The organism is Diplocloster hominis, from assembly GCF_032380655.1.
GTDB classification, from domain to species: Bacteria; Bacillota; Clostridia; order Lachnospirales; family Lachnospiraceae; genus Diplocloster; species Diplocloster hominis.
This window is the reverse complement of sequence record NZ_JAWDIY010000001.1, coordinates 420,183-434,512: the sequence shown is the minus strand read 5'-3', so window position 1 is coordinate 434,512 and position 14,330 is coordinate 420,183. Positions and strand designations below refer to the sequence as shown.

Sequence of the window (14,330 nt, the reverse complement as noted above, 5' to 3'; positions counted from 1 at the left end):
ATTCTACAAAATTAAAATTGGAAATGTTTCACGTGAAACATTTTATAGCCTAAGTGAAAAAAACATGATATAATGTCGACAGACATTATATCCGCGCCGGAGCGCTTTCCTTAGCGCGGAGTGTGCATCCGCCCGGAGGGGTTATGATTGCATGCAATCATAACTTAATGTCGACAGATATTATATCTGCGCCGGAGCGCTTTCCTTAGGGCGGAGTGTGCATCCCCCCGGAGGGGTTATGATTGCATGCAATCATACATAATGTCGGCAGTGATTCTGATTTACAGACAAAGGAGGATTATTATGGGTAGGGCAATTGCAATCGCTAACCAAAAAGGTGGAGTTGGAAAGACCACCACAGCTATTAATCTTTCTGCTTGTCTGGCGGAAATGGGCAAAAAAATTTTGACCATAGATATCGACCCCCAAGGTAATACTACAAGTGGCTTAGGCCTTGATAAAACCAATATTGAGAACACAATATATGATTTGTTTTTAGGAGAAGCTGAAATAGAGGATTGTATTAAAAAAGAGGTATTGGAAAATCTATCTCTTCTACCGTCAGACATTGATTTGGCAGCAGCGGAAATCGAATTAATCGGTGTTCAAAACAAAGAATTCATTATCAAAGAATCAATCGAAAAAATAAGGGACGAATATGATTACATAATTATTGACTGCCCTCCTTCACTCAACATGCTGACCATCAATGCAATGACTACAGCAGATACGGTGTTAGTTCCGATTCAGTGTGAATACTATGCACTGGAGGGATTAACCCAGCTGATCCACACGATTAATCTTGTAAAAGAAAGATTAAATCCCGAGTTAGAGATGGAAGGGGTAGTGTTCACTATGTACGACGCCAGAACGAATCTGTCTTTGCAGGTAGTGGAAAACGTAAAAAGTAATTTACATCAGACAATTTATAAAACTATAATACCCAGAAACATAAGACTGGCAGAGGCACCAAGCCATGGATTACCGATAAATTTATACGACAGTAAGTCGGCTGGTGCAGAAAGTTATCGTTTTTTAGCAGAAGAAGTGATACATAGGGGAGAGGAAGAATGGCAGTAAAAAGAGGCGCATTGGGAAAAGGTCTGGATAGTTTAATTCCGGAAACAATTATCAAAACAGATGCAAAACAAAAAGGAAATGGTGATGGCGCGGTTCGTGTTAAGATAAATAAAGTAGAGCCAAACCGCAGTCAGCCGAGAAAAAACTTCGACGAGGATGCTTTACTGGAATTGTCGGAATCTATAAAACAGTTTGGTGTATTACAACCTCTGTTAGTACAGGAAAAGCCGGATTATTATGAAATAATTGCGGGTGAAAGAAGATGGCGGGCAGCAAAAATCGCGGGATTAAAAGAAGTGCCAGTTATAATCTGTAAATATAATGATAAAGAAGTAGTAGAAATATCCTTAATCGAAAATATTCAGCGGGAGAACCTGAATCCAATCGAAGAAGCGATGGCGTTTAAGCGTCTGCTGGAAGAATTCCATCTAAAACAGGACGAGGTAGCAGAACGTGTCTCCAAGAGCAGAACAGCCGTCACGAATTCTATGCGTTTACTGAAATTAGATGAGAGAGTTCAGCAGATGATCATAGAAGAAAAGATTACCACTGGTCACGCCAGGACTCTACTCGCATTTGAAGATCCGGAACAGCAATTGGCAGTGGCAAACGAAGTATTTGATAAAAAACTAAGTGTGCGGGAAACAGAGAAACTGGTCAAACAATATCAGAATCAAAAACAGAAGATCGCAGCTGAGCCGCTGAGGGATGAAGTGATCTATAAGAATATAGAAGAAAAAATGAAATCAATCATAGGTACAAAGGTATCCATCAACCGCAAGGATAATAACAAGGGAAGGATAGAGATTGAATATTATTCCAGCGAAGAACTGGAACGAATTATGGAATTGTTTGAATCTATTCAATAGACTAAAGGAGGAACATAATGGACATACTTGAAATGTACGGAATAGATCCGTTTTATTTAGCTGCAGGCATAGCAGCGTTTTTATTGGTACTTATAATCGTGCTATTTGTTATGCTAATCAAAACAAATAAAAAGTTAAAAAAACTGAGGATAAATTACGAGGCATTTATGCAGGGAGAAAATGGGAAATCCCTGGAGAACCATTTTCTGAAACGCTTTGGTGAAATCGATGAATTAAAAGCAGCCGATCTGAAGCACGAAGAAGAAATCCATAAAATTGTGGAAAATATGAAATTAACCTATCAAAAATTAGGAGTTGTAAAATATAATGCGTTCAGCGAAATGGGTGGAAAGCTCAGTTTTGCCATAGCGATGTTGAACCAAAAAAATGATGGATTCATATTAAACGCAATGCACAGCAGTGACGGCTGTTATACTTACGCGAAAGAAATCGTGAACGGGGAATCCTTCATTGTATTGGGAGAAGAGGAAAAGCAGGCGTTGGATATGGCATTGCAGGCTGATTTCATGAAAAAATAAATTATGTTAACTTATATTCAGAATCGTCTGTTGCCACATATTCTGTGAAAAATATTTTAAAACCCCGTTCAAAGCCTGTGCAAAAGCTGGCCAAAGACAACAAAAGCTGTCAAGCTTCAGCGAATCAGATAAAGATTAATCAGGAAGAGGATGATAAACATCCGGGCACCTGGACCCGGGGCGGACTCAAGATCGAAATATTTCAAAACGCCCCGGGTCAAACAAAAAAAGAGGAAAATAAACAGATTAGATTTTACTTGTAAAATAAAAGATCCTATTATATAATGAATGAAATAAAGAATAAGCAAATCTATATTTGGCGGATGTTCTTTCGACTATTGATGATAGGAGAGAGAATTTTTTTAACGAAATATTTTTAAGCAGCCCCTATAATAATAGAAATTAAGAAAGCATGATGCGGGAGGTAGCATATGCATCAATATTTAAGGGCAATCGGATTCAGTGATGTTACAAAGCAGGATATGGAAACCCTGGTGAAAGATACATGGGACCATTTTGAATATCATGAGATAGTAAATGAAGGCGAAAGTATGAATTTCGCTGAAGTTTCAAAACCGTTTGCGGAACAGATGGGAATCGCCATCAGAGGCGAGTACACAAGTGAAGATGAGTTTGAATGGGAGTATTATTATCCTTATTTTAAAGGAGAGGGTATCACATCCACAGAAGAGGTGACGGTGGAGCGTCATGCTGACGGGGATGCCTATTCCGGAGTATGTGATGATGTGAAGATCGGCGTCACCCTGATTTTTTATCTGCAGAATATTGCAGAGTATTTGAATCATCTGGGAGATCACAGCCTGAGCAGTAATTACACAGTCACCCTGTCGGGCCTTTCCAACAGTGGAAAAATATTACTTCCGATAAGCAAGAATGAGTCCCAGATCAAAAATGACCGGGAGGCCAGTATTAACAGGAACAAACTGATCGCGGCGGCCAGAAATGGGGATGAGGACGCCATCGAGAGCCTCACATTGGAGGACATGGATATGTATTCCATGATATCCAGAAGAATTATGTATGAAGATGTCCTCTCTATCGTGGATACTTACTTTATGCCGTATGGCGTGGAATGCGATCAGTATTCCATCATGGGGGAAATTCTGAATTATCAGCTGGTAGAGAACTCCATTACAAAAGAGGAGATCTATATTCTGACATTGGATTGCAATGAACTGACGTTCGATATATGTATCAATAAGGATGATCTGGTAGGCGAGCCGGAGAGAGGACGCAGGTTCCGCGGAACGATCTGGCTTCAGGGCAGTATTAATTATGAAGAGTAGATCTTATAGATTGACAGATTGTTTGATATAGCTGCTATATCAAGAAGCGGAAGCATATTTGTAGTTCCCTGTTTTTTAGGAATTTTTAGGAATTGAGTAAAGATGGAGTAAAAATAGTAAAAATAAAAATCGAAGGTTGACTAAATCAGAAATTAACAGTAAAATATAAGTTGCCGGTAATTATCGGCACTTAGTTGTTTCCGTAGCTCAGCTGGATAGAGCGACCGCCTCCTAAGCGGTAGGTCGGGTGTTCGAATCACCTCGGGAACGCCAGAATGTAATGCCGAAAACCTTAATTTATCGAGGTTTTCGGCTTTTTTTACCACGGCGTTTTGGGATTATATTGTATCAGGAAAAGAGAGATAGATATCCTTGGTTTCTCCTTCCTGAATACAATGGTTTTCCCCAGTTTCCCATACCGAATCGTTAAGTAGTATTTTAAATAAGAATGGATCACTCAGAGGGCGTTCCGAAACATATTGCCAAAGGTCACAGCTGAGATTATCACATGGCTGTCCCCATTCCCAATTAAGCGGGGCGGCATTCCCGCGGATTGTCAAACGGTTGCCCCATCCGGTATCATAATGAATTCGGATTATCGTTTGGCGGTATACAGGCGGGATATAGTTTTCGGCATATTCCCTGCTTAATAGCATAGCGCCGTAGGCTGGAACCGATACGCTAACCATAGGAGTTTGACCGGAAGTGTGAATTTCTGCCCTGTTATTAGAATTCAGCAGATCGACCAGATAGCTGCCGGGAAAAAATACCATGGAATTACTATGTAGTAATATGTGTCGTTCTTGCCTAACGGGAGAATTATTAAATATGCAAAGGACTGCCTCAGCCTTTTGGGCTAACTCCCGGCTAAAAGCATATACACGGTCATCAGAACTAAAATATTGTTCTATTTGCTGTCCGTTGGAAAACAGATCAGTATACAGGCTTCGTATATGATTTAAATGCTGCAGATAAAGGAAGGTTGTAGTTTCTGTCGAAAATCCGGTCATACATTCCCGATTTACCATATTCAGGTTTTCCTCTGAATATCTATAATCTCCTGCCATATTCTGTTCCGTACCATAATAAATTACCGGGATCCCGCGTGCAGCATAAAGAAAAGTCAGAGCCAGCCGTAATTTTGCGAAGCTGTCACCGGCATTGGCCAGAAAACGGGCCCGGTCGTGGTTGTCCAAAAAGGTAAATAAACGATTTGGAACGGAATATTTGTAATCCTGTGAAAATATCCAGTGAATACCTTCCCAGGAATTATCCTGGCAAAAAACTATATTCATTTGAAAATAGAGGGGATAATCCAGCATTCCCCATAAGGTTTTTGCCAAAGCGGCATTTTCATCTACAGATCCGGTTAAAGCTTCCCCAAAGGCGGGTTTACATGTATAATTTTGGAATTCCTCCAGGTATTTGGGGGGGATTTCCAAAACAGCATCGATTCTGGAACCTGCGAAACCATAACTAAACCATCCATCCTGTGTGTCGGGATTCCAATAAGCTTCTTTTAAAGCCCGGAAGCATTCAGGATTTTCCTGGGCAAGATCGTCCAATCCACCGAGACTAAAGTTCTGCATTTCTTGTGAATTCGAAAAATCCACAATGACAGGAGAGTTATGATACCAGTCCGGATTATCAAAGGGGGGAGCCGGATGATATTCGGGAGGGTCATAAGTCAGCGACGGATACTGTAAATAATCGGCCGTATGATTTAACTGTACATCCAGGATCACTTTTATATGAAGCTGTGCAGATGCGCGAATTAAGGCGGCAAGGTCAAAAGCTGTCCCAAAATGTGGGTTTACCTGATAGAAGTCCCGTGTGTAATAGCCGTGGTAACCGGCTTCATCTCCGGAACGGCTGAATAATTCATTATCCTGCGGCGCGGATATCCATATAGCAGTAAAACCCAGTTTTTTAATATAAGGAAGTTTTTGTATGATTCCCTTCCAGTCTCCTCCCTGATAAAAAGAGAGATTACCCGGACGATACTCCTGACCTAAGATTCCATTATTTTTCGGATTACCGTCATAGAAACGGTCTGTGACGATCATATATATTCTATCACTTTCATCAATGGAAAAAGCTGCATATCCCATTTTACTGTTTGTCTCCATATTATAACTCCTCTTATCCCTTAACTGCGCCTGCGGAAATGCCGTTAACTATATGTTTTTGCATGATTAAAAAGAAAATAATAATTGGTGTGGTCGAAACCACAAAACCTGCCATAATCAAATGCCATTGCTGATTATATTGGCCATAAAAATACATCTGACTCAATGGGATGGTAATCGGCTTTCCGAGAATTAAATAGGGCAATAGATAATCATTCCATGTCCAGAGAGCATTTAATATGGAGATCGTGGCAAGGATCGGTTTGATTAAGGGGATTACGATAATACCGTAAAGCTTAATCATTCCGCAGCCGTCTATTTTTGCCGCTTCTTCGAGTTCGATCGGTAAAGCCTTAACAAAACCTTGAATAAGAAAAATGGGGATGGAACATTGCAATCCGCAATAAATAAAAATCAATCCATAAATATGCCCCACAAGATTCAACGATTTTGCTGTTGTCAGCAAAGTAATCATAATAGTGTGAAAGGGTACGAACATAGAAGAGAGAAACAGTAAAGTCAAAAACTTTGACCATCTTGAGTTCCAGCGGGCAAGCGCGTATCCCGCAAGACTGCTTACCAGAAGATTCAGCAAGATACTGCCTCCGGTAACGAGACAGGAGTTAAAAAATACATGTATGAAATCAGCGGTCTCTATAACAACCTTATAATTTTCTAAGCGGAAAGCTGTGGGAAAAGAGAGGGCGGAGGAAAGTATTTCTCCCTTTGTTTTGAAAGAATTAAGAACAGCTATGAAAACCGGAAGAAAATAAATCAGCGCAGCGAATGAAGTAATAAGAGTAATTCCTATATTTTTTGGTAATTTATTCTTCATTATGATTGGCTGCCTCCTTTCCGGTTTTGAAACAAATATAGAATGGCGGTAATAATAGAAATAATCAGGAACAAAATGACAGATTGAGCGGCCGCATATCCCGTGCGGTTTGAACGGAAGCCGGTATTGTAGATTTGCAGGGCGATGGTGGTCGTAGCGCCTGCGGGGCCTCCTGAAGTCATGGCCAGTGGAATATCAAAGGTCTTAAAGCCGGCGGTGATCAATAAAATATTGTTAATGATAATGGTAGGTATTAAAAGCGGGAGTTTGATCTTGCGGATAATCTGCATTTTGGAGGCGCCGTCAATCTCTGCCGCTTCGATCAGCTCGGGAGAGATATTCTGCAGGGAAGCGATATAAATCAGCATATAGTAACCGGCACATTGCCATGTGGCGGTTATCCCCATAGAAATAAGAGCCATTTGTTCATTGCCCAGCCAGCTGATCTGCCACATTTCCGGTATGGAAAAGACTGAGACGAAAGAACGGTATACACTTCCGTATATAAATACCCAAATAAAACCAACGATAATAAGACTCATCAGGTTCGGAAGGAAAAAAACTGCCCGGAAAATCTTTTTAAACGCACATTTGCCGTCCAGGAGTAAAGCAAAGAAAAGCGCGCAGACATTGGCAAAGACAGAGACGAAAGCAGTATACTTAACCGTAACCCATAGGGAATTCAGGAACCCCTTGTTGGATAAGGCTTCCCAATAGTTTTCCAAGCCGATAAAATTTATGTTTGGGTTGAAGCCGTATGCGTCTGTTAAGGAGATCCAAAGGCTTCTGAAAAAAGGATATAGAAAAAAAAGGAAGAAGAAAAATAATGCCGGTAATATAAATAAAAAGTATAGAATGCTATTTTTCTGTTTTGAAAATCTCATGATCTCCTCCATGATTTCAGGGAGGGGACAGGCCCCTTTCTCCACATAGTCGCCGGAATATTGGGCTTTACAACCGTAAGGTGCCAGTCCCCTCTCTTGTCTTTACTGTGCGGCTTTAACGGCGGTGTCCCAGGCGGTATCCAATTTTGCCAGTATGTTCTCTAAACTGTCGTGTCCCAAGATGTATTCTGATAAGGAAGATTCATATTCGGTCTGAAAAGCAGTAGGCCATCCCCGGTCCGCCTGTGTACAGATCATGCCGGAGTCGATATAAGCGTTTACATCGGTGGCTAACGGATCAAAATCAACAGACACATTTTTTATGGCTGAGAACAACATAGAGGAACTGCACCATAAGGCGGCTGTATCCTGCCTGGTCAGATATTCTAAAAACAGCTTGCACTCATCGGGATGTTTCGTATTGGAGGAGATGGATAACCCAAAATCAGGAAATTGAAAAAGCTTTGTATCCTTAGGATTTTCTGAAACAGGCATGGCCATCATCCCCAGATTGAGGTCCGGGTTAATACTTTTGATTGGCTCAAGTGCCCAAAGTCCCTGCACCATCATAGCAGCTTCGCCCTGGGCGATCATATTGCAGGCGCCGTTATAATCTGTGTCAAAGGCAGTTTTTGTGTTGCCGTGTTCATAGACTTTTTTAAGGATATCAAAGGTGGTTTTCCATTCCGGTGTATCAGCAAAGGTAGTCTGGCCGCTTGTTTTCAGTTCGTTCCAATTATCTTGTTTGGCGTAGATTGCCGGTGATACAACCACAAGAGTGATAGGTTTGATGGTCCAGGAATCCTTGAAACCAAGAGCAAAGGGCGTTATTTTATTTTTTTCCAATACCTCAATCACATGATCCAGTTCGGATAAGGTCGTGGGCGGGGTCAGATCTAGCTGCTTAAAAATATCTTTGTTGTAAAAAATCCCTTCACAGCTGCCATCTATGGGCAAAGCCCAGACATGTCCGTCACTATCCGTAAAAGACGAATCGTTCAGGACCTCTTCATTAATATTATTCAGAAATGATTCTCCGGCAAGGTCCATGATATATCCGCCGCTGGCGATATCCATGGTATCAAGAGCTCCCTGAAAAATATCTGGTGTCTCATCCGTTGCAACCCGTGCCCTTAGTATAGACGCCGGGTCATTTGTTACGATTTCCTGTTCCACCGTCACATAAGGATATTCCTCTTGAAAAGCGTCGATGATTTGAGCAAAGGTTTCCTGCGCCTCCTGTTTCTGATGGAACAGATGGATCGTTACAGGTTCCCTGGAATCCTGATCTGTGGAACCTTCTGTTTTCTCAGATGCTTCTTTTGCCGCAGGTACTGGAGACGAAGTGGCTTCCTCCTTTGTTTTTGATTGTGAGGCATCCTCTGTACCTTTGGCGTTTCCACAGCCTGTCAGGCACCCCATAACCAATATGATTGATAAAAAAGCAGCAAATTTCTTTTTCATTTTCCTACCTCCTTTGTCTAAGATGCCTTAATTATAAGAGTCTGAAATACAGGATACAATAAAATTATTTAGCTTCCCTATGAAAATATTTAGCTTTGTTGAGCAAAATGCCCAAAAGACAGCAGCGTTTTGTTATAATACAATTAGAAAAACAATTAGAAAATCAATGGTTCCAAGGCGGGAAGGAATCGATCCTATGACCTTAAAAAGAATTCAATTTAAGAAAATAAGGTATAAAATGCTCTTTGCTGTTCTGATACTTATGATTCTGTCTCTGAGTTTTGTTGCTGTGATCGCCCAGTATCAGGCGCGGAAGAAAATAAGAGAACAATCCTTGCGGACGACGGTCAGCCTGATGCAGGTGGGGGTTGAAAACATGGAAGCCTCTTATGAGCAGTTAAGCAATCTGTTTTTATCGATTTATCTGAACGAAAATTTTCAATATTTTCTGCAGCAGCGGTCGGATGCTTCCTTTGCAGGCAGCAAAAGTTATTTTGACGTATTGAAAAGCGTGTTTTTATCCTGTATCAGCAGCCGTTCCGATGTATACAGTATTATCTATGTGGATAAAAAAGGATACTTAACCTATACAACCAGAGACGAGGCGGGGCATTATCAATCTTATGAGGATGCGGCTCTTCCGAACGAATACATGGAATTGATTAATAATAGAAGTAATTGGGAGCAAAATCAGATTCTCATTCCGACACATAAACATATGCCGCTGCGTAATAATGCGCATCCATCCGAGGTATACGCCATTGCGAAAAATATTATCAATACCCAGTATCATTTTGAAGAGGAAGGAACCATGTTTATTACCGTGGATCTGTCAAGAATGGAGCATTTAGCGGAAATGATGAAACCGGACCCGTCCGCCAGAACCGTGATTTGTGATTCGGAGAATTGTGTGATCTATGATACAGCTCAGCAACTAACGGGGCTGTCGCTCCCTGCCGACCTGAGGCCGCCGGCAGGTACAGAAAATACCGCTTGGGAATTGGATTGGAAAGAAGAGCGTTATGTGGGACTTTTTGAAAAAGCGGAGAAAATGGATTGCTCTATTATCATGCTTATTCCGGAATCTGTGTATGCGGCGGATGCGCTTTCAGTTTCATCCGGTATTATGCTGGCGGCAGTGATTATTATTTTGGTGGCTGCGTTGATTACCGTCTATGTTTCAGGGACGATCAGCAAACCGATAGAACAGTTAGCGACAGTTATGAAAATATCTGGTATAAAAAACTTAAATAACCGGGTAGCGGTAAGCGGGCAGGATGAAACGGCACAAATCGGACAGACTTTTAATTCTTTAATGGATAACTTAAAGGATTCCATAGAAAATGAATATTTGATGGCAATTAAGCAGCGGGACACGATTATTAAAGCACTGCAGGAGCAGATCAATCCTCATTTTCTTTATAATGTCCTGCAGTCGATCAGCAGTATGGCAGCCTTGCATGGTGTCTCGGATGTGGTAACTATGTCAAATGCCTTGGGAAATATCCTGCGGTACAATATCCGGGGTTCTGATTTTCGCGCTACTTTAAGAGAAGAAACTGCTCATGTGGAAAATTATCTGGCCATACAAAAAATCCGTTTTGGGAATAGGCTTGATTATCAAATCTTTATTCCGGAATATCTGATGAATGAACAGATACCGAGGGTGACACTTCAGCCTATGGTAGAAAATGCGATCGTTCATGGTTTTGCGGACAAAACGGAAACAGGACATATTTTTGTTACTGCCTGTATACGGGAAGGATGTCTGATCATTGAAGTCATGGATGACGGTAACGGAATCGAAAAAGAAAGCCTGAAGATACTTCAGGATGAATTGTCCGTGCCGGATATTACGATGATAACGCCGGCGGATCATATTGGATTGTCCAACTTAAATGCGAGGCTTAAACTACTATTTAAAAAATCCAGACTGGAGATAGACAGTGATGTCCATGAAGGTACCGTGATAAGAGTGATCGTTTTAATGGAGGAATAGGTATGTATCAGATATTGGTGGTAGAGGATGAGGAGATTATTCGCCAAAGTATCGTGGAAGAGATACATAGGCTGCCGTTTGGACTTATACTTGCCGGAGAAGCCGGAAACGGAAAAGAGGCCATTCCTGTATTAGAAAACAGACCGGTAGATATTGTGATAACAGATATGCGTATGCCGGTGTGTGACGGCAGGGAATTATTAAAAATGATAGAGGAGAAAGGATATGAATGTGAGATTATCGTATTAAGTGAGTATACGAATTTTGAATATATGCATCAGGCCATTCATGCTCATGTGGCGGATTACCTGTTAAAGCCAATTGATCCTTCCAAACTGGAAGATATTTTAAGAAAGACATGCCGGCGTGTGGAAGAAAAAAGGCGTTTGGAGTTAAATATAAAAGATCCAATCGACAGAATTTTTGTAGGGGCAATCAAGAAAACACCTTCCAGTCAGATGAGAGAACTTTTTTCCATATACAATCGTTTGTTCCCCCAATACGGGTTATGGGTTTCGATGATCTGCCTCGGGAAAAATAAGGGAGAGATTTATGATGGCGGGATACAGAAAAATTTGAATGATATGTGTTTCCAGGCTCCTTTTAAAGCGAGAATCCGTCCATATAATGAAAGCAGGGGGATGTTTGGCTTATTGGTCTTAGTTCCATTGCCGGTAAAAGCGGGAGTTACCCACATTTATCATGAATGGTTAAACGAGTACTTTAGAAATTTAAAAAAAGAATACGGGGAACAGGTAAGAATTGGTACTACACATTTCATATCAGAGATCGGGATGTTTGCCCAAGCATTACATCATGCGGAGCGGTCTGCAAAATATCTGGTGCATGGAAGAGGAGAGGTTGTCTGGTTTGAAAATATTGAAAGAATAGCCCAGTCTGAAATAAACCTGTCGGCATGTAAAAAAGGTTTGCTGGATATGATCGTATCAAAAAAGGATTTAAGAGACCAGATTCTTTCCGCTTTTTGCCGGCCGGTTAGAGAGATGGATTATATATATATTCCTGACCTGCAAAATGCGATTCGGGATTTTACTTTTTATCTGGAACGCTGCTGTCAGGACAACGGAATCATCATGAATGTGAGTGAAGCGCTGGAAGGGGATTGTAATGAGTGTATTCATAATCTGGAATGGTATCGGGAAATAGAGCTCTTTTTAAACCGCCTGTTGGATTCTGCATGGAATATTGTAAATTCAAAGAGAAGTCTTACGACAAAAGAGATCATTGAGGAAATTATTTCGATGGTAAATGAAAAGTATATGGAAGAATTGAGCCTTATGAAATTTTCGCAAACATATTTTATTAACTATATCTATTTGAGCAGGCAATTTAAGGCTGCCACGGGATACACATTTACCGAGTTTTTGCAGAAAACCCGGATGGAAAAGGCCAGAGAATTAATAGAGCAGTATCATTTTGATGAAAAAGAGGCCGCATCCATGGTGGGCTATCAGAATGTCTATTATTTCAGCACGGCATATCATAAATATTTTAAGGGGGATACGCAGATTGGATAACATAGAATGGTGGAAGGACGCGGTTATATATCAGATTTACCCCAGAAGTTTTCAAGACAGCAATGGAGACGGCATTGGTGATCTGCAGGGGATTCTTCGGCGGTTAGACTATATTCAGACATTGGGAGCGGATGTGATCTGGCTGTGCCCGATCTACGATTCCCCAAACGCAGATAATGGTTATGATATCAGGGACTATTACTCGATTCATGCAGATTACGGGACAATGGAGGATTTTGACCGTCTGTTGGAGGAGATTCATCTGCGGGGCATGAGATTAATCATGGATCTTGTGGTGAATCACACGTCGGATGAACATAAATGGTTTCAGGAAAGCAGAAAAGGAAAAGACAGCCCATATCGGGATTATTATATTTGGAGGGAAGGAAAGGACGGCCATGAGCCCAATAACTGGAGCTCCTGGTTTGGGGGGTCCGCCTGGGAAAAGGATTCTGTTACCGGAATGTATTATCTGCATATCTTTCACAAAAAGCAGCCGGACTTAAACTGGGATCATCCTTCTGTTCGGGCAGAAATTTATAAAATGATGGAGTGGTGGTTAAAAAAAGGTGTGGATGGCTTTCGGATGGACGTGATCAATTTGATTTCCAAACCGGATCAAATGCCGGATGGGATAAATGGGGATTTGTCACCGTTTTGCATAAACGGGCCTAACGTACATCAATATCTGAATGAGATGAACCGCCAGGTGACAGCTCATTTTGACATTATGACCGTAGGCGAATGTCCGGGGCTTACGGTAGAAACCGCAAAAAAGTATGCAGGTTTTGATCGTAAGGAGCTGAATTTGGTTTTTCAGTTTGAACATACCAGCCTGACAGATGGAATGTATGGGAAATGGACAAATCAAGCTCCCTATTTGCCTGACTTAAAGGCGGTATTTCAAAAATGGCAGACACAAATGAGAGATGAGGCATGGAACTGCCTCTTCTGGGGAAATCATGATCAGCCCAGGGCAGTTTCAAAATTCGGGTGCGATCTCCCGGAATACCGGGATCTCTCTGCTAAAATGTTGTGCATATGTTTATATTTTATGCAGGGAACCCCTTTCATTTACCAGGGGGAAGAGCTTGGAATGACCAATGCAGGTTTTTTTGATATTGGGCAATATAGGGATATCGAGAGCCTTAACGCATATCATAGCTTTGTGGACTCGGGAACCTTGGATAAACGCACCATGCTGGATTATCTGGCGCATGTCAGCAGGGACAATGCCCGGACGCCGATGCAGTGGGAGAACAATGCGGGGGCAGGATTTACGCAGGGAACCCCATGGCTTCGTGTTGGGGCAAATTGGAGAGCCGTAAACGCGGAAAGAGAATTTTCCGATCCTGATTCGGTCTATCATTTTTATCAAAAGGTTTTACGGCTCCGCAAAGGGAATCCCATTATTCAGCACGGAGATTTCCGGCTGCTGCTGGCGGATGATGAAGATTTATTTGCGTATACAAGAAATTACGGGAAGGAAGGATACCTGGTCCTATGCAATTTTTCGGATAAGGAGTTAAGCATATCGATTAGAGAGTCAGTTAGATCAGAACTGCAAGCTACGATCGGGCAATTGCTGATTGGCAATTACAGCGGGCCGGTAAACCACTGTGTTCTGCGCGCATATGAGAGCGCGGTATTTACTATATTGGATGATTCTTTGTGATAGATAGCAGG

Annotated in this window: 11 protein-coding genes and 1 tRNA gene; 8 read left to right on the top strand and 4 right to left on the bottom strand. The window is 41.5% G+C overall.

The window, feature by feature from the left end; translation table 11 throughout:
• Nucleotides 1-303: 303 nt before the first annotated feature.
• The 5 genes from ABC831_RS01730 (at nucleotide 304) to ABC831_RS01710 (ending at nucleotide 4,068) form a co-directional block, all read left to right on the top strand.
• Nucleotides 304-1,080 carry a ParA family protein gene (locus ABC831_RS01730; protein ID WP_343246565.1) on the top strand — a complete coding sequence of 259 codons (777 nt, stop codon included), beginning with the start codon at nucleotides 304-306 and terminating at the stop codon, nucleotides 1,078-1,080.
• A complete protein-coding gene (locus ABC831_RS01725; protein WP_343246564.1) occupies nucleotides 1,071-1,949 on the top strand; it encodes a ParB/RepB/Spo0J family partition protein in 879 nt (292 codons plus the stop codon). Before ABC831_RS01730 ends, ABC831_RS01725 begins: the two co-directional genes overlap by 10 nt.
• A gap of 17 nt (nucleotides 1,950-1,966) precedes the next feature.
• Nucleotides 1,967-2,488 (top strand): DUF4446 family protein, encoded by a 522-nt coding sequence (locus ABC831_RS01720; protein WP_343246563.1) that lies wholly within the window; start codon nucleotides 1,967-1,969, stop codon nucleotides 2,486-2,488.
• A 431-nt stretch (nucleotides 2,489-2,919) separates the two neighbouring features.
• Nucleotides 2,920-3,795 carry a DUF3881 family protein gene (locus ABC831_RS01715; RefSeq protein WP_343246562.1) on the top strand — a complete coding sequence of 292 codons (876 nt, stop codon included), beginning with the start codon at nucleotides 2,920-2,922 and terminating at the stop codon, nucleotides 3,793-3,795.
• A gap of 196 nt (nucleotides 3,796-3,991) precedes the next feature.
• A tRNA-Arg gene (locus ABC831_RS01710) sits at nucleotides 3,992-4,068 on the top strand.
• A gap of 65 nt (nucleotides 4,069-4,133) precedes the next feature.
• Here the strand turns inward: ABC831_RS01710 and ABC831_RS01705 are convergent.
• From ABC831_RS01705 to ABC831_RS01690, 4 genes are all read right to left on the bottom strand, one after another.
• On the bottom strand, nucleotides 4,134-5,861 hold the full coding sequence (locus ABC831_RS01705; RefSeq protein ID WP_343246587.1) for an alpha-amylase family glycosyl hydrolase: 1,728 nt from the start codon (nucleotides 5,859-5,861) through the stop codon (nucleotides 4,134-4,136).
• 76 nt (nucleotides 5,862-5,937) lie between these two features.
• On the bottom strand, nucleotides 5,938-6,759 hold the full coding sequence (locus ABC831_RS01700; protein ID WP_343246561.1) for a carbohydrate ABC transporter permease: 822 nt from the start codon (nucleotides 6,757-6,759) through the stop codon (nucleotides 5,938-5,940).
• Nucleotides 6,759-7,484, bottom strand: a complete 726-nt coding sequence (locus ABC831_RS01695; protein ID WP_343246560.1) for a carbohydrate ABC transporter permease — start codon at nucleotides 7,482-7,484, stop codon at nucleotides 6,759-6,761. Before ABC831_RS01695 ends, ABC831_RS01700 begins: the two co-directional genes overlap by 1 nt.
• Before the next feature lie 261 nt (nucleotides 7,485-7,745).
• Nucleotides 7,746-9,107 carry an ABC transporter substrate-binding protein gene (locus ABC831_RS01690; protein WP_343246559.1) on the bottom strand — a complete coding sequence of 454 codons (1,362 nt, stop codon included), beginning with the start codon at nucleotides 9,105-9,107 and terminating at the stop codon, nucleotides 7,746-7,748.
• 196 nt (nucleotides 9,108-9,303) lie between these two features.
• On the opposite strand from ABC831_RS01690, the gene ABC831_RS01685 reads away from it, so the two are divergent.
• From ABC831_RS01685 to ABC831_RS01675, 3 genes are read left to right on the top strand one after another with little or no spacing between them, the layout of a single operon-like run.
• A complete protein-coding gene (locus ABC831_RS01685; protein ID WP_343246558.1) occupies nucleotides 9,304-11,106 on the top strand; it encodes a cache domain-containing sensor histidine kinase in 1,803 nt (600 codons plus the stop codon).
• A gap of 2 nt (nucleotides 11,107-11,108) precedes the next feature.
• The gene (locus tag ABC831_RS01680) at nucleotides 11,109-12,644 is read left to right on the top strand and encodes a response regulator (protein WP_343246557.1); all 1,536 of its coding nucleotides are present in this window, start codon (nucleotides 11,109-11,111) and stop codon (nucleotides 12,642-12,644) included.
• Nucleotides 12,637-14,319 carry a glycoside hydrolase family 13 protein gene (locus ABC831_RS01675; RefSeq protein ID WP_343246556.1) on the top strand — a complete coding sequence of 561 codons (1,683 nt, stop codon included), beginning with the start codon at nucleotides 12,637-12,639 and terminating at the stop codon, nucleotides 14,317-14,319. Before ABC831_RS01680 ends, ABC831_RS01675 begins: the two co-directional genes overlap by 8 nt.
• The last annotated feature ends 11 nt before the right edge of the window (nucleotides 14,320-14,330 follow it).